16 protein-coding genes are annotated in these 20,077 nt (G+C 49.8%); 7 read left to right on the forward strand and 9 right to left on the reverse strand.

The genetic code is table 11. The annotated features are described in order from the left end of the window. The first annotated feature begins 26 nt into the window (after positions 1–26). Entirely contained in the window at positions 27–2,501 is a 2,475-nt protein-coding gene (locus ACYVEA_RS07360) for a TonB-dependent receptor (protein WP_461112719.1), read from the forward strand. Between the two features lie 106 nt (positions 2,502–2,607). Here ACYVEA_RS07360 and ACYVEA_RS07365 read toward each other — a convergent pair whose 3' ends face one another. Then, the gene (locus ACYVEA_RS07365; RefSeq protein ID WP_461112720.1) at positions 2,608–3,147 is read right to left on the reverse strand and encodes a YdeI/OmpD-associated family protein; all 540 of its coding nucleotides are present in this window, start codon (positions 3,145–3,147) and stop codon (positions 2,608–2,610) included. 21 nt (positions 3,148–3,168) lie between these two features. Continuing rightward, the gene (locus ACYVEA_RS07370) at positions 3,169–4,170 is read right to left on the reverse strand and encodes a helix-turn-helix transcriptional regulator (RefSeq protein ID WP_461112721.1); all 1,002 of its coding nucleotides are present in this window, start codon (positions 4,168–4,170) and stop codon (positions 3,169–3,171) included. 228 nt (positions 4,171–4,398) lie between these two features. Between ACYVEA_RS07370 and ACYVEA_RS07375 the strand changes: the two genes are divergently transcribed. The 5 genes from ACYVEA_RS07375 (at position 4,399) to ACYVEA_RS07395 (ending at position 7,579) form a co-directional block, all read left to right on the forward strand. Further along, complete coding sequence (locus ACYVEA_RS07375; protein WP_461112722.1) at positions 4,399–4,821, forward strand: pPIWI_RE_Z domain-containing protein; 423 nt, start codon at positions 4,399–4,401, stop codon at positions 4,819–4,821. Between the two features lie 55 nt (positions 4,822–4,876). After that, complete coding sequence (locus ACYVEA_RS07380; RefSeq protein ID WP_461112723.1) at positions 4,877–5,125, forward strand: hypothetical protein; 249 nt, start codon at positions 4,877–4,879, stop codon at positions 5,123–5,125. A 113-nt stretch (positions 5,126–5,238) separates the two neighbouring features. Continuing rightward, positions 5,239–6,603 (forward strand): WGR domain-containing protein, encoded by a 1,365-nt coding sequence (locus ACYVEA_RS07385; RefSeq protein ID WP_461112724.1) that lies wholly within the window; start codon positions 5,239–5,241, stop codon positions 6,601–6,603. Position 6,604: 1 nt separating this feature from the next. Then, positions 6,605–6,853 (forward strand): hypothetical protein, encoded by a 249-nt coding sequence (locus ACYVEA_RS07390; RefSeq protein WP_461112725.1) that lies wholly within the window; start codon positions 6,605–6,607, stop codon positions 6,851–6,853. Between the two features lie 264 nt (positions 6,854–7,117). After that, positions 7,118–7,579 carry a pPIWI_RE_Z domain-containing protein gene (locus tag ACYVEA_RS07395; RefSeq protein WP_461112726.1) on the forward strand — a complete coding sequence of 154 codons (462 nt, stop codon included), beginning with the start codon at positions 7,118–7,120 and terminating at the stop codon, positions 7,577–7,579. A 113-nt stretch (positions 7,580–7,692) separates the two neighbouring features. On the opposite strand, the gene ACYVEA_RS07400 is transcribed toward ACYVEA_RS07395, so the two are convergent. After that, positions 7,693–7,854, reverse strand: a complete 162-nt coding sequence (locus ACYVEA_RS07400) for a lmo0937 family membrane protein (protein WP_143100767.1) — start codon at positions 7,852–7,854, stop codon at positions 7,693–7,695. Between the two features lie 165 nt (positions 7,855–8,019). Here ACYVEA_RS07400 and ACYVEA_RS07405 point away from each other — a divergent pair, with 165 nt between their 5' ends. Further along, positions 8,020–8,229, forward strand: coding sequence for a hypothetical protein (locus ACYVEA_RS07405; RefSeq protein ID WP_461112727.1), 210 nt, complete (start codon positions 8,020–8,022; stop codon positions 8,227–8,229). A gap of 330 nt (positions 8,230–8,559) precedes the next feature. Here ACYVEA_RS07405 and ACYVEA_RS07410 read toward each other — a convergent pair whose 3' ends face one another. The 6 genes from ACYVEA_RS07410 to ACYVEA_RS07435 all read right to left on the reverse strand — a co-directional run bounded on the left by ACYVEA_RS07410 (position 8,560) and on the right by ACYVEA_RS07435 (position 20,058). After that, complete coding sequence (locus ACYVEA_RS07410) at positions 8,560–9,870, reverse strand: T9SS type A sorting domain-containing protein (protein ID WP_461112728.1); 1,311 nt, start codon at positions 9,868–9,870, stop codon at positions 8,560–8,562. Between the two features lie 332 nt (positions 9,871–10,202). Beyond that, positions 10,203–12,902, reverse strand: coding sequence for a malto-oligosyltrehalose synthase (gene treY / locus ACYVEA_RS07415; RefSeq protein ID WP_461112729.1), 2,700 nt, complete (start codon positions 12,900–12,902; stop codon positions 10,203–10,205). Continuing rightward, a complete protein-coding gene (gene treZ / locus ACYVEA_RS07420) occupies positions 12,895–14,775 on the reverse strand; it encodes a malto-oligosyltrehalose trehalohydrolase (RefSeq protein WP_461112730.1) in 1,881 nt (626 codons plus the stop codon). Before treZ ends, treY begins: the two co-directional genes overlap by 8 nt. Positions 14,776–14,887: 112 nt before the next feature. Next, on the reverse strand, positions 14,888–16,876 hold the full coding sequence (locus ACYVEA_RS07425) for a sensor histidine kinase (protein ID WP_461112731.1): 1,989 nt from the start codon (positions 16,874–16,876) through the stop codon (positions 14,888–14,890). 110 nt (positions 16,877–16,986) lie between these two features. Next, positions 16,987–18,438 (reverse strand): Gfo/Idh/MocA family protein, encoded by a 1,452-nt coding sequence (locus ACYVEA_RS07430; RefSeq protein ID WP_461112732.1) that lies wholly within the window; start codon positions 18,436–18,438, stop codon positions 16,987–16,989. A 72-nt stretch (positions 18,439–18,510) separates the two neighbouring features. Continuing rightward, on the reverse strand, positions 18,511–20,058 hold the full coding sequence (locus ACYVEA_RS07435) for a hypothetical protein (protein ID WP_461112733.1): 1,548 nt from the start codon (positions 20,056–20,058) through the stop codon (positions 18,511–18,513). Positions 20,059–20,077 lie beyond the last annotated feature (19 nt).

Consider the following 20,077-nt stretch of genomic DNA (forward strand, 5'->3'; position numbering starts at 1 on the left):
CGCCAAACCAAACGACAACCTCTTTCATGAAATTACTTCTTCTACTGATTAGCCTCGGGCTAACGGGGGAATTTGCCTATGCGCAGCCGTCTCCTACCCGAATTATTCGTGGATCTGTCACGGATATTGATAGCCATAAACCGATTTCCTACGCAACCGTGAGCGTAGTAGGGCTCAACAAAGGTGCCCTTACGGATGCGCGGGGCCAGTTTTCCATATCCATAAAGGCGGATTCATTACCGCATAACCTGATCACGTCGTATATCGGTTACAAATCCGATACGGTACAGATTCGGCCCGAAACCGCTACGTTTGCCATTACCCTTCTGCCCATTGTCAATGCCCTCAACGAGGTTGTAGTAACGGGTGTCACGCGGGGGACGCTGCTCCGGCAGAATCCGGTGGCGATCCTGGCTATTTCGCGTCGAGCCATCGAGAATACCACCAGTAGTAACATCATCGACGTACTGGTTAAAAATGCGCCGGGCCTGAATGCAGTCAAAACGGGCCCCAACATCTCAAAACCGTTTATTCGGGGGTTGGGCTACAACCGGGTATTGACGCTTTACGACGGCATTCGGCAGGAGGGCCAGCAATGGGGCGATGAGCACGGGATTGAAGTTGATAATTATAACATAGATCGGGCCGAGGTCATCAAAGGCCCCGCCAGTTTGATGTATGGTTCTGATGCGCTGGCGGGTGTGGTAAGTATGATTCCCACGTATCCGAAAGATACGGAGGGAAAGATCAAGGTGGGTCTTGTGTCAGAATATCAGTCGAATAACCGGCTGCTGGGGGAGTCGGTCAGTCTGGCATCGGGTGGGGCACGCTGGGCCTGGAATCTGCGTGGTTCGCTGCGGGCGGCTACGAATTACCAGAACAAAGTCGATGGCCGGGTGTATAACACCGGGTTTTCCGAAAAAACGCTAACGGCTATGGTCGGCTATTCCGGCCCTCGCGGCTATTCACGTTTCGGGGCTGCCCTGTACGACAATTTGCAGGGCATTCCCGACGGTAGCCGGGATTCCCTCACCCGCCAGTTTACGAAGCAGGTTTACGAATCCGATCGTGACGATATTCAGCGTCGCCCCATTGTTCCAGCCAGTGAATTGTCATTGTACAAGCTTGGCCCGCTGCATCAGCGCATCCAACATTATCGGCTGCATACCAACAACCATTATCAGGTTGGCAATGGAGAAATCGACGTATTGCTGGCTTTCCAGCAGAACGTACGTCGGGAATACAATCACCCTACCCAACCCGAGCAGGCAGGCTTATTTGTCCGGCTCAATACGCTCAATTATGGCGTACGTTATAACCTGCCGGAAGTAGCGCACATTGCAGCTACCGTGGGGGTGAATGGCATGTATCAGTCCAACAAAAACAAGAACGGTACAGATTATCCCATTCCGGATTATTCGCTTTTCGACGTTGGTACGTTTGTTTTCCTAAAATGGCAGGCTGATAAACTAACCCTGAGCGGTGGCGCCCGCTACGATCAGCGCTCGTTGCGGGGTGATGATTTTTACGTGCGCAACAATCCAAAAACCGGCTTTGACACGCACGTTACGTTGCCCGATACCATCGGAGCAACCCTTCAGTTTCCGAAATTGCGGCAATCATTCACCGGCATTTCGATGAGTCTAGGGATGGCTTATGAATTCTCCGATAAACTGGCGCTGAAAGCCAACATCGCGCGCGGATATCGGGCGCCGAGTATCACCGAAATAGCGTCGAATGGCCTCGATCCTGGAGCGCACATTTATTACATCGGTGACCGGAATTTCAAACCCGAGTTTAGTTTACAGGAAGATATTGGCCTGACGCTCACGCTGCCCGACCTGAATATTGGCGTCAGTGTTTTCAATAACTACATCCAGAACTACATCTCGCTGGCCCAGTTAGTCGACGCCAATGGAGAATCGATTATCCTCATACCGGGCAATAAAACGTATCAATATCAGCAATCATCGGCGCAACTGTATGGCTTTGAAACTCAGTTTAGTCTGCACCCAACGGGCTGGCGGGGCTTTAGTTTCGATAATAGTGTGGCAGTGGTATACGGCTATAATCGGGGAAGTCGGTTTTCTGATGCGGGCCTACAGGGAGAATATTTGCCGTTTATCCCACCCTTTCGCGTTTCTACGGGTGTCAGTCAGACGTTGGGTTTCAAACGTAACTGGCTGTCGGACATTACAATCAAGGCCGACGTAGATCATAACGCGAAACAAGATCGATATCTGGCCCTGAACAGCACTGAAACGTTTACGCCCGCCTATACGCTCGTCAATGCGGGCATTGATGGCCTGATCCGCTTCAGCCAGAATAGCCCCGGCATGCGGCTTATCTTTCAGGTAAACAACCTGTTCGACGTAGCCTACCAGTCAAACCTGAGCCGGTTGAAGTATTTTGAGTATTTCACCCAATCACCAAACGGTCATCTGGGTATGTACGGCATGGGACGCAACCTGTGCGTGAAGGTGATTCTTCCGTTTAACTGATCCGAACCGGGATTTACGGGATTTAACGGACCGACTATGATTTTATAGACCGGCTTTCTCTGAAAGCAAAATCATAGTCGGTCCGTCAAATCCCATAAATCCCGGTTCAGACTTTGTTCTTAAAATACCGGATCATTGGGCCATAGTCCAGCCCCATTGCCAGACCACGTAGCGACTTGGCGATGCGGTCAGCTTTAGTTTCGGGGGTCTTGGCGTCCTCAATCCACTTGCTGAAATAGTTCTGATGGCTTTTGCTCAGTGAATTAAAGTGCTTGAGTGCCTCAGGATCATCTTCCAGGCAAGCCAGTAAATCGGCCGACTGCGGAACTGGATCAGTATCCACTTCAAGACTGACATGCACCGTTTCACCTTCTTCGGATTTCCCCATGCCCCGACGCATATCGGCATTGATGGGCATCATAAAACCACCTTCCCGGCCGTCGGTGATACGTTCCACCGACTTGCCCATGGGAAGAAGTGCAATCAGTTTGATCGGATGATTGTCCAGCGTTCCCTTCACCCGAAACGTTGTTTTCTGACCGGGTTTCAGGGCATCCGTTATGTCAACTGGAATTTCGATGTAGGTCCAGCGGGTTTTATCGCCTTTCTCCCCGAATTTCTGAAGTATGGTTGTAAAGGTGGGCATAATACGTCCGTTCGAATAAAATCAATACCCAGCCAACGTAGCGGCAAGTGACTCTTTCATATCCTGCACCAGGCTGGCAGGTTTCAGTACTTTCAGATTCTCGCCATAGCTGCGCAGGTGCATGAGCAGGTCGCGGTTGGGCGCCAGACGCAGGCGCACGACGCATTCGGTTTCGGTATCACTGAGGACTTCCTGTGTCTGGTGAATTGGCTTGGCTTTTACGTAGCGCCCAAAGAGTGGCGTAAACGACAGTACTATCTCCTCAACCGGGCCACTGCTGTCCGTAATGCCGTAAATATGCTCGAATAACTCACTTACGCTGGTCAGCACGGCGGGCGGAATGGCGCACAGTTCGGGGAGCAGTTCCAGATCGCTCATGCGGTCGAGGGCGAAGGTTCGTTCTTTGCCCGTGTTCTCGTCGTAACCGATCACATACCAGCTATCGCCCACTTCCCGCAGTAGAATCGGGTGCAGCGTGCGAAGTTTAGGATCGGGCTCCGGACTATCGTGTTTGCTGTATCGAAATTCAATCTGCCGATTCTGGTTGACCGCCCGAATCAACATTGGTACGTAGTGACGATTGCCACCCAGAATCTTTTCTTCGACATACACCACCCGACGGGTCAGGGTTTCGGTTTTTACCTCCCGAATGATGTCGAGACTTTGCCGCACTTTCTGAAGGGCATTAGCCAGTTCGCCCGCTACCGACGCCCCCTGCGTGGCGGTGAGCACTTCGCGGGCGTAATCGAGCGCTTCCATATCGTCGGGTGAGAGCATGAGCCGAAGCAACCGAAACTGTGGATCGGTGTAGTAGTACCCGTTTTTGCGTTTGTCGTAGGCAATCGGCGCGTCGTGATCTTCCCGCAGTCGCTGAATGTCTTTCTCCAGCGACGACAGCGACCGAATGCCGTATTGCTCACGACACAACTCAAACAGCCGTTGCTTGGAATACTGACGCGGGTAGCGACTGATTACTTCATCGATCAGACGGTAGCGCTGGAAGGCTGAACGGGTTATAGGCATGTTTCTTTAAATTATAACACAGAGATGCACGGAGGAGGGCGGAGCTACTCAGAGTTTTTTATTCTATTTTCTCTATGTAGCTCTGTTTTCCTCCGTGCATCTCTGTGTTGAACTTTTATTTATACACCACAAAAAAGAGAAATTTTTTTTCACAAAAAAAGAAGACCGTAAAAAGATTACGTGCATCCGGGTAGAACTTTGTTCTGTGAATTTTAAACAACGATACTAATGAACACTCTCTTTCAATCCTCAGCACAATGGTCAACACCCGTTGCCACTCCCCGCCCAGCCAAACGTGCTACGTTGTCGGCTGGTCAATTGTTAGACATCGAATTGGGCTTGTTCCTGTTGTCACAACTGTTGCCAACGGCCCCACCCGACATTCTGCCTAACCTGTTGCACGACAACGGCTCGTCGTTTCTGGATCGCCCGACCTGGACACCTAAACAACATAAACTCCTGAATCGGGGCCGGATGTTGCTGAGCCATATTCAACAGAGCCATGTGTGGTCGGCTTTGCTGGATGCCTATACCACCATCCCCGATCGGTTGCAGGCCTACGACATCAGCAATGATCGCTGCCGATTCAGCGAGAAGACCGTCGGCTTTTTTCGTAATCGCATCATTACGTTACGGCAGATGGCGAGCTAAGGTAAGCTCATTTGCACGACCTGATTTTAAATTTTAACCCCTACCGCTGGCTACAATGAACGCAATCCTGAAGCAAATCACTCCTTCTGCCGTCTGTCTGGCGGCTACCACATTAATCCTGGCGGAGGGCAGCACCTCTACGCTTATCGTTCAACAATCACTACGTAACCGGGGGTATCGGGCCAACCAGGCCGAGGTATCGAAATGGTTAGGCGTAGTGGCGCTGGCCGAAGGCTGGGCCATCAACGACGATGGCTTATTCCGGGTGTATAATTTTCCAACCCTTGGTGCCATATCGCAATAAGTACAGACTGGATTTTATCGATCAGGCGTATTTGTTCGAATCGAAAGCAGAAAAAGAATCTCACTGATGAGTCTGTGGATTCTACATTGACCCAACTACTTATCCTCTGAATTATGCTCATGAATCTGCTCCGGCGATTGAAAAATTGGGGTGCCCCATCCACTACGTTACAACGAATTAAGCCAACGTCCATTACAACGTCAACGACTTCCACTTCCTTAACGGTTTCCGTATCACCTACCTCTACTATTACAGACAAACATTTCCGCACGCTGAAACTCATTATGGTGACGGCGGAAAACAACAACAAATATTATGAAATGCGCGAGAACGATAATGATACGTTCACTGTGCAGTATGGTCGGGTGGGCGGTACGTATAGCACGGCTACTTATCCTGTGGCAAGTTGGGACAAAAAGTTTCGCGAGAAAGTATCAAAGGGATACGTAGACCAGACGCATCTGTATGCCGATAATACTGCAACACCCGATGCCAGCACCATTGCAAATCCAGCCGTGCGCACCCTGATGGCTCGACTCATGGAGTTAGCCAACCTATCCATTTTCCAGAACTACGTAGTGACCGCGCAGCAGGTAACGCGCAAACAGGTCGAAACGGCACAGCAGGTGCTCGATGAACTGGCAGCCTTAATAACTCCTAACCTCGATACGGCCGTTTTCAATAATAAATTGCTCGACCTCTTTAAAACCATTCCCCGAAAAATGGGGAAAGTGCACGATCATTTGGTTTTCAAGATACCGCAATCGGCGGATGATCTTCAGGTGTTGCACGACCAGTTGGCCAGTGAGCAGGATACGCTTGATGTTATGCGTGGCCAGGTTGAACTGGCTCAAGCGCAACTGACGCCGGAAGAAACACCCCTCAGCCTGCTCGACAGCATGAGCCTGACGGTTGAACCGGTTACTGATAAACGAGCCCTTACCCTTATTAAACAAATGATGGGGCCGGACGTAGGTAAATTCGATACAGCGTTTAGTGTCAAACAGGCCGTCACTGATATGGCATTCGACCACTACGTGCAACAGCGGCCCAACCCGAAAACACAGTTGCTGTGGCACGGTAGCCGTAGTGAGAACTGGATGTCTATTTTAAAAACGGGTCTGTTGCTACGTCCTGCCAATGCCGTTATCACGGGCAAAATGTTTGGTTACGGAATCTACTTCGCCGACCAGTTCAGCAAATCGCTGAATTACACATCTCTACATGGTTCCGTGTGGGCGAAGGGTAGTCAGCAGGAAGCCTATCTGGCGATTTACGAAGTACATGTAGGCGAACAATTCGTCATAAAACAACACGAAGGCTGGCATATGTCGCTGGATAAAAAGGGATTAGAAAACGTTAAGCCAACCTATGACTCGGTGTTTGCCTGCCAGGGTGTCAGTCTGCAAAAAAACGAATTCATCGTGTATCATCCGGCGCAGTGTACTGTCCGGTACATCGTCAAAATCAAGGCATAGCATGAAAGCAGGACAGAAGAAAATCAACCGGCACGCGCTACGTCTGGCCGCGACAACTCTGATTTTGGCAGAAGGTTGCACAACGACCCTAAATGTCAAGACTTTCCTTCGCCACCGTGGCTACCGGGCCTATCAGGCCGACGTTTCGAAAGGGCTTTTCGCTGTAGCGCAGCAGGAAGGCTGGGCCATTAATGACAATGGAGCCTTCCGGGTCTATTACTTCCCACGGCTTGCTGCACTACCACAGTAAACACTCACGAAGCCTTTCTGTCATTCCGACAAAGGAGGAATCTTCGCTGATAGCATTCTTTTCTCACTACCGAAGATCCCTCTTTTGTCGGAATGACCAACCTCATCTACCCAGTGAGCTCAAGTGATTCACTTCCAGAAAATTAGAATCTTGTGATCTCTGTGGCTCTGTGTTTAAAATATTTTTTAAAATAAATAGAAGACCGTAAAAACATTACGTTCACAGGGTGCGATCTTTGAATAGAACAGTAAACAACAATAACTAATGAACACTTCGCTAACCTCCGCATATCCAACTGCTCGCCCAGGCCTGACGAATCTGCTACGTTGGCAGGAACCCCTTGTTACCCGACTCCGCTACCGTCATGCCCTGCCGGGCATGGTCGCCAATCGCCTGCTCAATGTCGAGCTAGGCATATACCTGATGGCTGAGTTGCTACCCTTAATTCCACCGCAGTTTCTGTCCGATTTGCTCAACGGACAGGGAACCGTATATCGGTTGCGGCCCATCTGGACACCGCAGCAACACCGCACGCTGAACCAGGCCCGGACACTGCTGGCTCCTTATCGCGACCGTGCGGTCTGGCTAAAAGCGTTAGACAAATATGCTACGTTAGCGCCTGAAATGCGGACGTTTTCGGTAAATGGCCGGGGTGGCTGGAACTCCGAAATCAGCAGTTACACGCTACGCGAACGACTGAATTTATTTCAGGAAGTGCTGGCGTAAGCGCAACCAGCAAAACAATCTCTTCACAAAATCACCAAATGCAAAAGGGCCAGTAGAAACATGTCTGTCGCTACTGGCCCTTTTCATAGTTTACTTCCTACGCATTATAGTCATTATACACTTCGCCCCTGAATTAAGCGAAGTATGATCATAATCACGGCAATTACGAGCAAAACGTGAATGAGTCCACCCATTCCAAAGCTACCAAATCCTAAAAAACCCAGTAGCCAGATGATAATAAGTACTACTGCGATGGTATACAATATGTTGCCCATGGTTGTCAGTGATATAGGGGTTAGTGATGTAGTAAGTAAAACTATAAACAACTGAAAACGTTTAATAAATATGAGCGAACGGTATTTTCAGATTAAACTATTCGAGGGAATAACTGTCTTTATAACTTGATATCACTCAGGCATTTACTCAACAGACAGACTCTCATGCGCCAGGCCTCATCAATCTTTCTTTTCATTGTTGTTGGTATTATTTGTTTCGGTGGATACTGTGTAGCGCTAATTGATTGGGTACAGGATGCTAAAACAGGGGTGTATGAAAGCAATTACATAGAAGCTGTTCTGGAGACATCTGCCCTAGTGATCTATACCTACCTGGCTATGCGTTTTATGAAAAGAAAAATACCTTTTTCGTAGCGTGTGCAGTTGTGTAACGTTTCTATAACAGGTAAAAACTACAGCGGCCCTACCAGCTCTTCGAACGCCAAGTATCCTCAGACTTTCACTGAAATGCCGCTGTAGCCAAATTATGAGCTTGATAGGAAAGAGCCTCAGTAAACTAGATCCGTTTGAAGCAATGTGAATCCGGGATCAGATTGGGCCTGATTCGTTCAAGACACAGGGTTTGGGCTCATAGAAATGGGACGCCATTAAAGCATTCAGAGGGACTTGGATTGCGGAGCAACTGGTGACTCACCACGGATTCCATCACGACTGGCAATCTAGCCAGTGTTGATTTGACGCTCTTTATGATTTGATCAGCTTACGCACAAAGTACTGATTGCCAAGCCGGACTATGGCAAAGTAGATGCCTGCCGGAAGGTTAGCCGTTGCCAGCATATGCGTCACCACCGATTCGCTCTTTTCTCCCGTTACGGTTAGTTGAAGTTTACCCAGAGCTGAGTAAAGCTGAATTACGTAGGTTCCAGCGATTGAGGTATTGATCGTGATGGCCAGCTCATCAGAGAAAGAATTGGGCTTTATAGCGACACCCTTATCCTCGCTGGCAAACACGACGCCAACAATTTTGGAATAGGAGTACGTATTATCCAGATCAACTTGCTTTAGCCGGTAATAGAACGTACCGTTTTTAGCAGTAACGTCCGTCCAGGTGTATTGACGGTTGCCCGATTTATCGGCTAACGAAGCAATACGAGGGCTGATGGCTTCAAATCCAATGGCATCTGTGCTACGCTCAACCTGGAAATAGTCGAAATTCTGCTCCAGCGAGGTCGCCCAATCCAAGCGTATGTCTTCGCTAAGCGCCTGAGCCTGAAACGAAATCAACCGTACGGGCAACGCTTTATAACAGCCCCCATCGGGTGAGGCCCCCGAGCAGTTAGTGTTAACTGCTGCGCTACCAATATTACTGGGTATGCTGGCACCGGGCAAGCAAACAGATATGTTGCTGGTATTCGTCAACGAATTATTAAATCCATTGAAACTACTCCGAATAGCAAAACAGCCTTTTGCCATCGCGTTAGTCACACCAGACGAGTTTGCCTGATCGTTTGAGCGAAATTGAGACGTATTGACAAGGCCATTGTTAAAGCATACGTTTCCTCCACTGTTGACAGCAAATGCATTATTGACATATAGAACGGATCGGTCAACGACCAAGGTGCCATTTACATCGAGACTACTAACGGTTAACGTGGCACCGTTTTCGACAATGAGCGTTGAACTGGAATTAATAGCCGTCATATTAGTTAAACTAACACTGCTACGTATACGCAACGTACCTCCGCCAAGATTACCCACTTTAATAGGATCGCTAACCGTACCACCATTATAGATAATCGTACCGCCATTCAGGTTTCCGCTAACAATTTGACCATCACCCGATATGCAGATTACGGCAGATCCGCTTACGTTTAAATTTGTGATGGCCGTGGTAACACAATAAGTGCCTGCGCTAAGGTTCTTGTTACCATTTTCTGTAACTGCAATACAGCCATTACAACTTGGCAGAGGAGGTGTAGAACACTGTGCCCAGCCGTTTATCGGTGTTACTAACAGGAAGTAGATTGCTATAGCAAAAAAATAAAGTTTTCTCATAATTTTAGTACAATTCTTATATTTTTTAAACTTATTTGACCATTATGATGGTATTTGCCCTGGTAAGCCAATACATTAACTGATCTAATTACGCCTATTCCCCAAAGCTTATTTACGTTACTATCAATTATTAAACTCAAGTTATACCATTATATGTAGACACATCCAATAACAATAGGTCACTAAATAATTTCCATTTGATCGTAATACATATACTCATGTTTTCGGTCATTTCAATAAAACGAGTCGTCTTGGCGGGCTACAGTATTGTAGCCCGCCAAGACGACTCGTTTATTCTGGTGTTTCCTAGGTTTATATAGAAGTTAACAGGATCATCCCAACTTCAGCAGGGCAACGGGCAAGTGAGTCAAAAACTTTTGAACCGAGAGGCCGGACGCATTGTCACCGCTCGTTCCGAGCAACAAACTAGTCCATGACGTTGACGCCCAAGCTGGCAGTACAACCTGTGTATCACGCCACTCGAGGGTGAGCACGTTTTTGTTTTGTTGCCGACAAAGCCGCGCTGTATGCAATGGCACAATCACTACGTAGCACATAGACTCATATTGCCGGGCAAACGCCATAACATAGTCACGAAACTCGCCTTCAATCGTCAGCGGTATATACTGGCCTTCCGCAAACAAGGCCGGATTTTGCTGACGCTCCCGAAGTAATGCACGGGTAAGCCTGCCTTTGATGCGTCCATCGAAACGATGCTGCCAGAGGTCTGACCAGCTGGCTTCATTAGCTAGCCACTCTACCCGTTTCGCAAAGTCAACGGGACGACGGTTGTCGGGGTCAACCAGACTAAAATCCCAGCCTTCTCCTCCCTGATACAGGTCTGGAACCCCAGGACAGGTGAACTTAAGCATCACCTGCGCGAGCGAATTGACTACGCCCAAATCAGCTATCTCCTGGTGAAATTTTCCAAATCGCTCCCAGAATGGACCTTTTTTATCTAACAATTGAGCCGTAAAGGCCTGAACATCTTTATGGTAGGGTCCATCAACAGTCCAGCCTGTAGTATGCCGTTTAGCTTCCTGTAACGCCTTTTCCAGGTACTGCTGAAATCGTGGTTCGAAGTCGTCGTCCTGTGCCGATTCGCCGGATATAGGGTACGTGCCAATCAGATTCTGATAAATAAAATACTCATCGTTCTGGTCGGGCGTGTCGTTGCGTTTGAGTGTGCCATTCAGCTGTTGCCAGTGCTGCACTTCGGTTAGCCATTCATCGGCCAGATCGGTCAATACGTTTAGTCGGGCGCGTGCATCTTCACCCCGTTTGGTATCATGTGTAGCGGTTGTGTTCTGGGCCAGTGGCCAGTGTTGCTGACGCGTCTGCATCGCTTTATGAAAAGCATCGACCGACAGGCCAAACCGCTCGGGTGAATCCCCCACTTCATTATGACCAATGAAGCAATTGTAGGTATACAGTAACGTATCTTCCACGCCTTTGGCCATGAGCGGTCCCGAGAATTGCATCAACCGTTGGTAGAAACGTAAGGCCCGGCCATTGTAGTCCTCATCGGCCACCGGCGGTTTCCGGATGAGCGCATCCTCCAAGATGTCAACAGCCGTGGCTAAGTTGGGATTATTCTTACGGATCGTTTCGAGCAGTTGCCGGAGGGTGGCCGCTTCGTTATCCGGCAGCGGCAGTTGATTCCCGTAATACCGATACACCGGACACTCCACCAGCAGTTCACCAATAGCGACTTTCAATTCACCCACCGACAGCTCAGTCCGTTGATCTTCTTCTGCCAGATTCAGGTCTAAAAAATACTGATGCAGATTAGCCAGTTCGCCACCCATAAACTGAGCCAGGAAATAAGCTTTCCGACCCCGAATACGATCGGGCAGAGACGTGTCACTGTCAATCAGTTTAGTATAAAAATCCCGAAATAGCAGTTCACTACGTCGGTCAGTCAACAAGTTATTGACCATAGCCAGGAAATCGTACCCCGTAGTACCTTCTACAGGCCACGATTCGGGCAAGTCTTCGTCAGCTTGAAGAATCTTCTCGACCACGATATACGTATCATCACCAACCAGTTTACGAAGTCGGTCCAGGTAGCGTTCAGGATCAAATAAACCGTCGATATGATCAACGCGCAAGCCCTGAAAAACGCCGTCGTCTACCAGCGTTTTTGTTAAGCCATGCACCTGTTGAAAGACCGTTTCGTCATTGATGTTCAGGCAAATCAGGCTATTTACCGCAAAAAAACGGCGATAGTTGATCGCTTGCCGCGTTTCTGGCTCGTCACAAAGTCGATAATGCTGCTCACTGGCGAGTTGCTGCAGTCGCGTCGGATCAGTATTCACTGCCTCAATGGCGTTCTGCACATACTCACTCATTACAGCATTTTTCATCAACGCCAGCAACTGGTTCCGAAACTCATCCCAGGCCAGGGCATACGCTTCCGGCTCATCAAGATGGTGGACCTGGTCGAGTTGGTCCAGCAATTGCCGAACGGCGTCATTGAGAACGTCCGTAGTCGCTTGCAGAACCGTCGCATAACTTCCCGCTTTTACCGGGAACAGGTTTTCGCCGGTCTTTATCATAAACCGTCCTTCTTCAAAGACCAGCGTCAGATCCCCTTTCGCCAATGTTTCATCCAGGGGTTCGGGCAAAACCGGAGCCACGATACGTCCGTGAAAAAACGAGCTGGCTAATGACGTATCGAAAAAAGAGGCATAGCGCGACAGGTTCCCTTTTTCGAGCACATCCGTCAACCACTCATTAGTAACGTGGTAGGCCATGTGATTCGGCACAATATCCTGTACCCAGCCCATACCCGCCTGTTGAAGTCGTCGGCTGATGGTCCTTAACTGTTCCTCTGTGCCAATTTCAGGATTAATCCGATTAGGATTCACCCCATCATACCCATGTACGCTTCCGGGGACGGCCGCAAAAATGGGTGATGCATAAATGGTCTTGATACCCAGCTTCTGTAAGTAGGGAATCAGCGCGTCGAGATGGGTAAACGTAAACTCTTTATTGAATTGAATACGATACGTTGATACTGGATTATACATGTGTGTTTGTGTAAATTAGTATGGATTCAGCCTGCACGATCACCGTCCCGTTACCAGCGACCGACAAGGCGGCTGCAACAGGCCCATTCCACTGAGGATCAGCCGAGTCTAACAATTTCTGCCAGGGTTTATCATTGATCGGGAGGACGAAGGGCTGCGGGTCTGCGGAAAAATTCATCAGACAAACGACCGTTCCTTCAGCCACAGACCCAACTGGTAGTTGAGTCGGGGCGGCTGGCTGTTTGGGCTGGCGAAACAACGTAAGTGTCTGCTTCCCTTCATCAACGATGACGGCTACCGACTCGCGATTCGGATGGCGCAGGGGCGATTGCTTACGTAGTGCCAGCAGTGTCTGATAATAGCGAAAAAGCGTATTGTGAGGTTGCTGAGTTAGCCGCGCCCATTGGAGTTTCGACCGTTCGAAGGTCCGTTCGTCCTGCGGGTCGGGTGCTTCTACGGTTGTCTGAAAGGCCGCAAACTCTTTTTTCCGACCCTGACGCACGGCCTCTACCAGATCCGGGTCCGAATGACTCACGAAATAGAGAAACGGGTTTAGCTCGCCCCACTCCTCCCCCATGAACAGCATCGGCAAATAGGGGCTGCTCATCACCGCGCCTGCCATCAGCTTTTGCATTGCAAAACTTACCAGTTGACTTGGTCGTTCGCCCAACATCCGGTTACCAATCTGGTCGTGATTCTGCGAGAAAACTACAAATTGCCGCCCGGCATGCCCACTCGTCGATTTGCCCACAATCCGGGCGCGCCGGGGCATGTATGTGCCGTCATACACGTAGGCATCGCGGTACGATTTCGCCAGATGCTGAATGCCGTTATAGTCGGCATAGTACCCACTCCGTTCCCCGCCGGCCGTCACGCGCAACGCATGGTGAAATTCGTCGTTCCACTGCGCATCCATGCCGTAGCCTTCGTCGGCCAATGGTTGAATGAACTTCGTTTCGTTCTGATCTGACTCAATAATCAAATAGTGCTGCCGACCCGTTTCCAGCATTAACTGATCGACGTGTTGTTTGATGTCACGCATCAGATGGATTTCGCTGGCGTCGTAAATAGCGTGAACGGCATCTAAACGTAGTGCGTCGATGTGGAAATCCCGAAACCACATCAGCACATTTTCAATAAAATACCGTCGAACGCTATCATTATAATCATCGTCGAAGTTCAGGGCGTTTCCCCAGGGGGTTATGTATTTACTGGTGAAGTAGGGGCCATAATCAGTAAAATAATTTCCCTCCGGACCCATGTGATTATAGACGACGTCGAGCACCACGGCCAGCCCCCGACGATGGCAGGCATCGACCAGTTGCTGAAGTCCGGCAGCGCCCCCATAGGAATGTTGCACGGCATAGGGAAAAACGCCGTCGTAACCCCAGTTACGTGTACCGGGGAACTGCGCCACAGGCATGATTTCAATCGCATTGACCCCCAGTTCGAGCAGATAATCCAGCCGATTTTCGATACCCACAAATGTCCCCTCTGGTGTAAACGTACCCGTGTGGAGTTCATAAAGCAGGTAATCTTCCAGCGGCAGATTAGACCAGGTGGCATCCGTCCAGACAAACCGAGACGTATCAACAGCCTGCGACGGGCCATGCACACCCTCGGGTTGCGACAACGAAACCGGATCAGGCCGTTCGATCGTGTCGTTCAGGATAAATTTATACGTATCGCCGGGTTGGAGCTGGTTGGTGGTTATCTGCCAGTAATAACCATCATTCTGGAGGGGAATAGTTAGGTTCTGGCGAAAAAGATGGATAGCGACTGTTTGCGCCAAAGGTGCCCAGACCCGCACCGTTGCGCCATCGGCCGAGAACGTAACGCCAAGCGTTCGCTGATTGATTACTGCTTGATTCATACCTTGAGAAAAGAGGTTAGGATGACAACAAGCAGTGCCCGACATGTGTTGGCGATGAGCTAAAAAGAGACCGGTTTATTTGCTACGTTGCTCTCGCTGACGCGCCAGCAACTCACACGTCAACTTCTACGGTTGTTCCTTCTTCGGCAAAAACCCGAAAAATACCGCCGAGTTCATGCGCGCGGGTTTGCATATTTTTAAGGCCGTAATGGTGCTCCGAAACAGCACCGTTAGACCAGTTGAAGCCTCGGCCGTTGTCGTGAATGCGTAGGTTAATATGCCTGTCGGAATGCACATTGAGCTGTACGTTGGCGTGTGTAGCCTGCGCATGTTTAATAACGTTGTTGAGCGCTTCCTGTACGATCCGAAACAGATTCAGGACCTGCGCCGAGGTAAGTCGCTGCGTATGTGAACCCGTCACGTCTACATCGACGTGCAATCCGTTGGTTTCGTGAACATAGCGATTGATGTACTGATTGAGCCGCTCGGCAAACTCCTCGACGGTGAAGCTCTCCTGATGAATGGCCCAGATAGTTTCCCGCAGGAGTTTAACAGCCTCACGGGTGTGCATCACCAGGGTGCGTAGCTGACTGGCCCACTGCTTCCCTTCTTTACCCGCGTGTTTCTCAGCCTGATCGCTGATATGCGTGAGGTTCGTTACGATAAAGGCCAGGTGAGCGCCCACATTATCGTGCAGGTCACGGGCAATACGTCCCTTTTCAACCAATAAACTATTTGTCAGGGCAAGTGTCTGCACTTCAGCTTCGTAGGCTCGTTGCTGCTGATCATTACGTTCTTTAATGAGTCGCTCGGTCTGGTCGCGATCTGTTTTGTAGCGGTAAGCCAGCCCAACCGTCAGTACCAGCACCTCGAACAGAGCTGCCGGGGCATAATAAGCGAAGTCTGCCAGCGCTTTATAGGTTGGAAGCAGGCCAAAATTGGCAAACACCAGGCCGAGATTCAGTGCATAGAAGGGTAAGATGGCGACCAGATATAGCCAGGCTTCGCGCGGATGATACTTCCGGATAATATTGACCACAATGTAGGCGATAATGACCGGCATGGGAAGCCAATATAGCGCAACGAAGATTCGGGTCAGAATCAGTTCCAGAGTGGGGGTCAGGGGGATGAACCACTCGGCCGTCAGGGCCAGCAGGCAAAGCAGCCCACAATAGAGTACCACGGTTCCAACCGTATGCCAGCGATGCGACGGCGTATTACGTAGTGAAAGAAACGTGCGGATGAAGGTTAACTGCGAGTAGAACAGAATGAGCGGGAACAAGAAATAAACGTTTTGCCGGGGCATCAGAAATTGCTCATAAAACCCAAACTGATTCAGGAATCCGTCATTGATGACAAAAAAACCGACCAGGCCCAGCAAACAGAATATGTATTTTGAGTAAACACGATGCAGGGTTATCAGAAAGAAAATCAGGCTCATAATGGCCACGAACGTTAGGGTGAACAGTACGCCCCCCCAAAACAAATATCCTTTCTGAACAGCTGACTCGTAGGCTGATGCCCGAACGAGCCGAATGGGCACAATCTGGGTTCCCCGGTGTTTCAGCATACGCAGGTAAGCCGTTACGTTCTGCTCAGCCAACACCGTAAATGGAAACCAGAAATGCCGGTGTTGACGAAAACGCTGCGACGTGGGTGTTTTCCAACCCATTACCGGCGACGTAGAGAGGACGTTACCGGCTTCGTCCACCACAAACAATTGCAGTTCGTCGAAGCACCAGAAGTCAATTTCGGCATACCACTCCTGCGGCTGGACGGTCGCATTTTTCATCCGGAACCGTAGCCAGACAGGCTTAGCCGATTGTGTGCCACTGATAACGCCAAAATTAGGCGTGGGCGTTGTAATGGGCTGAAAAGCCGGTGAGCCAGCCAGTTTAACAACATCCGGAATGGACCGGCTCCCCAGCGAATCCCGAAAATAGGCCATATGTCCCTGTAACGACTTACCGTCTTCATTGTCAGGCAAGACAACAACCGGCTGGTTACGTAGTGGCTGAGCCACCGCACGCATCGCCCATGGTCCACTGCTGAGCAGCGCCAGTTGAAAAATCAGCAGTACGAGTTGGAAAAAGCGTCTCATCAGCAGACGGGTGAGCCACTAATGTAAAATAAATAAGTCAATAGTTGATAGTCGCCAGTCAATAGTCGAAAGGGATTAGTGATTGACGACCATCAACTATTGACTAATGACTACAACGTATATCCACCATTGTACTGCCGTTTCACAAACTGATTAGCGTAATCGAAGTTGGTAATTTTCATGGTATCGCCATCCCAGATGAGCTTTTTGCGGCCTGTGAATTTGCCATCTTCACGGGCTAGATAGGAACGCGTGGCCAGATTACCCATCAGTACGGTTTCGGTCAGCGGCCCCGACTGATCGAAGGACGAAGACGTGTAGGCGCCGAACCCCTGTTTGCAGGCTTTAACCCATTGCTGCTGATGCCCTTCTGTTTTACCGTCAACCAGCGGTCGGTCGGGAGTTGGCAAGGCTTTATCCGCAAATTTGCTGGCAGGCAGCAGTTTCGGATTGTTCCCGAACAACCCGCCCGTCAGCATGCCTTTCGTACCAATGAACAGGATGCCCCCATCAATTTCGCGAAATACGTCGCTGTACTCAACGCCCTCGGGAAGCTGCGGCCGAATGCCCCCGTCGAACCACGAAAACTTGATTTCTTTCACCTTTTTATCGTCGGACGGAAAGGTCAGGTGAATGGCCGACGACGGCGGACAGACATCATCGTAAAACGCTTCTTTGAAGAAATCGGAATAAACTGATCCTACGCTACATTCCACCGTAGTTGGATACTTGAGCTTTAGCGCACGAAACGGTACGTCCATAAAATGGCACCCCATATCGCCGAGAGCCCCCGTACCAAAATCCCAATACCCCCGCCAGCGGGTTGGCATGTAGGCTTCGTGGTACTGACGCGGAGGAGCCGTACCCAACCAGAGCGGCCAGTTGACCTCCGGCGGAACGGGTTGCGACTCGCCTTTGTCTTTGGGCGACCTGACCCCCTGCGGCCATACCGGGCGATTGGTCCAGCAGTAAACCGTATGGACATGGCCAATCAGTTTGTTCTGGATAGCCGTCTCGATAACGCGCGTAGCATCACCTGAACTCCCCTGATTGCCCATCTGTGTCACGACCTTGTACTTCTGTGCCGCTTGTGTCATCATGCGGGCTTCGTAGATATCGTGCGTCAATGGTTTCTCAACATAGACGTGTTTACCCAGTTGCATAGCCGCCATCGCGATGGGTGCGTGCATATGGTCGGGCGTACTGACGATGACGGCATCGAAGGTTTTGCCCGCTTTATCGAACATCTCCCGATAGTCCTGAAAATAGGGTGCGTTGGGAAACTGAGCACGAAACTTTTTAGCCTGTCGGTCATCGACATCACACAACGCGACGAAGTTGTCGGAGCCGTTATTATACGCCAGCCGAATGTTGACGTCGGCCTTGCCGCCACAACCTACAGCCGCGATGTTGAGTTTATCGGATGGGGCAATGATCCGCGAACCATCCGCCGATTTGCCACCCAGCACATGGCGGGGCACAATGAAGAAATTCCCGGCCGACACGGCGGTAGCGGCCAGCGCGCTGGATTTCAGAAATTTACGACGAGAAAACCTGGCCATAAAGGTGCAAGAGCGAAAGAGTGATGAATAAAACGTAGTAAGCTCGGATACGCTACGTACTACTTATTCACACTAATGTCCAGTTCGCTGCTTTGCCAGGTACCGATAGAAAAAATATCGCTGGGGCTCGTGCGAGTAAAAATTATTTACGCTGCTCAGCATGTTATCCGGATCATGTAATTCGTCGATTTTCGGGTCAGCCAGCGAACCAACGCCATTCAGAATTTTGGGTTTATCGGTAAACGACAAACTGCGAATCAGGCTATAGACCGGCGTTTGAAACGAAATCAGCAGCACCAGCACAACAGCATAAAATAGTGGTCGTCTGCTACGTGTTTCTTCGTACAGTTCAATGAGCGCCTTTAGCGTTAAAATCAAAAGAACGGTCAGGAAAGGCATCGACCCTCTGGACGCCAGATCATTGTACGTCCCGATTACCCAAAGGGGCAGCACCAGCAGTACGCTAAAAATTAGCCAGAACCATAGTTTATTGGCTTCGTAGGTGCGTTTGGCGAGGAAATAAATGAAGGACAAGTAAATGCCAGCTTCCAGGAAAAACGTCACGAAATAGCTAATCACCAACAGTGTATTCAGCTTCGGCCCCCGCGTCAGGTAACGACCCCAGAACGACGTATTCTGGACTGAGCCCGAGTGTGCCTGATAAAACAGACCGTAGCTAATCAGGATTATCAACGCCCCCAGGATGTCGGGTCGCCAGATCGCCTGAAGGAATTCATTCCCATAATCCAGCCGTTTTTTGTCCGGCCGATACGTACTGAAGACGTAGTGAAGGCCGTGCGCCAATACCAGCCCGATAAAGACAAACGGCGAATAGGCGAACAAAATGACGACCGGAAATACCTGTATTTTCTTTCCCGCATTGAGTACATACAGGATAAAAAGCCAGGCCGGAATTGCCTGATTGAACGGGTTAAACAGATCGGCCGTAAACGAGGTGTAGAAGTAATAGTAATACGTCTCGGAGAGGGCATCAATTGGCGGAAGCGTTTGTCGGATAAGCAGATAGCCCAGCAAGTCGAACCCGCTCCAGAAAATAAACAGGCTAACACAGATCAGGGAGTATTTAAAAGCGAACAGACGATTCAGGTAATAAAATGAAAGCAAAATGCCGATATACGACCAAAGCAGTAAGAAGTCACCACCCGCTTTGTGACCGAAGAGCTTCCCGATGCAGGCCGCTGGTAGCCAGAACGTAAAATAGTAATTCAGGGATGAGTGCTTCCCCGCCAATTCCCGAAAATGATAGTCGGCGGAAAAGTCATAATAGATTGGCCAGTCAAACGTGATCAGATCATAGAAGATAGCATTTCGCCCGTGGTGATCCCAATCCTGGTTTGTGTAGCCACCAATACCCGAGCAATAAACCCAGACGAATCCAGCTAGGGCTATTAAACCCGTTTTTGGCCAGTTTATTTTTAACTCTGCTACAGCACCTGATTGGTCCGCTCGTTTGGCGTAAACGAAGGCCGAATAGCCCAATACTACCGTAGCAGGGATTGACACTATAGGACGCAGCCAGCCGAGAAAGAAGATACTAATCGGGATCAAACCATACAGTAGCGCAAGCGTATCTACGAACGGGTCGTATTTGTTTCTCATCTACGGAAGCATTTGGTGT

Source organism: Spirosoma jeollabukense, assembly GCF_054777855.1.

What these genes read in the sequence shown, in the direction of transcription:
- ACYVEA_RS07360 (WP_461112719.1), top strand. Translation starts at nt 27, where the DNA reads ATGAAATTACTTCTTCTACTGATTAGCCTCGGGCTAACGGGGGAATTT.
- ACYVEA_RS07365 (WP_461112720.1), bottom strand. Translation starts at nt 3,147, where the DNA reads ATGCCCACCTTTACAACCATACTTCAGAAATTCGGGGAGAAAGGCGAT.
- ACYVEA_RS07370 (WP_461112721.1), bottom strand. Translation starts at nt 4,170, where the DNA reads ATGCCTATAACCCGTTCAGCCTTCCAGCGCTACCGTCTGATCGATGAA.
- ACYVEA_RS07375 (WP_461112722.1), top strand. Translation starts at nt 4,399, where the DNA reads ATGAACACTCTCTTTCAATCCTCAGCACAATGGTCAACACCCGTTGCC.
- ACYVEA_RS07380 (WP_461112723.1), top strand. Translation starts at nt 4,877, where the DNA reads ATGAACGCAATCCTGAAGCAAATCACTCCTTCTGCCGTCTGTCTGGCG.
- ACYVEA_RS07385 (WP_461112724.1), top strand. Translation starts at nt 5,239, where the DNA reads ATGCTCATGAATCTGCTCCGGCGATTGAAAAATTGGGGTGCCCCATCC.
- ACYVEA_RS07390 (WP_461112725.1), top strand. Translation starts at nt 6,605, where the DNA reads ATGAAAGCAGGACAGAAGAAAATCAACCGGCACGCGCTACGTCTGGCC.
- ACYVEA_RS07395 (WP_461112726.1), top strand. Translation starts at nt 7,118, where the DNA reads ATGAACACTTCGCTAACCTCCGCATATCCAACTGCTCGCCCAGGCCTG.
- ACYVEA_RS07400 (WP_143100767.1), bottom strand. Translation starts at nt 7,854, where the DNA reads ATGGGCAACATATTGTATACCATCGCAGTAGTACTTATTATCATCTGG.
- ACYVEA_RS07405 (WP_461112727.1), top strand. Translation starts at nt 8,020, where the DNA reads ATGCGCCAGGCCTCATCAATCTTTCTTTTCATTGTTGTTGGTATTATT.
- ACYVEA_RS07410 (WP_461112728.1), bottom strand. Translation starts at nt 9,870, where the DNA reads ATGAGAAAACTTTATTTTTTTGCTATAGCAATCTACTTCCTGTTAGTA.
- treY (WP_461112729.1), bottom strand. Translation starts at nt 12,902, where the DNA reads ATGTATAATCCAGTATCAACGTATCGTATTCAATTCAATAAAGAGTTT.
- treZ (WP_461112730.1), bottom strand. Translation starts at nt 14,775, where the DNA reads ATGAATCAAGCAGTAATCAATCAGCGAACGCTTGGCGTTACGTTCTCG.
- ACYVEA_RS07425 (WP_461112731.1), bottom strand. Translation starts at nt 16,876, where the DNA reads ATGAGACGCTTTTTCCAACTCGTACTGCTGATTTTTCAACTGGCGCTG.
- ACYVEA_RS07430 (WP_461112732.1), bottom strand. Translation starts at nt 18,438, where the DNA reads ATGGCCAGGTTTTCTCGTCGTAAATTTCTGAAATCCAGCGCGCTGGCC.
- ACYVEA_RS07435 (WP_461112733.1), bottom strand. Translation starts at nt 20,058, where the DNA reads ATGAGAAACAAATACGACCCGTTCGTAGATACGCTTGCGCTACTGTAT.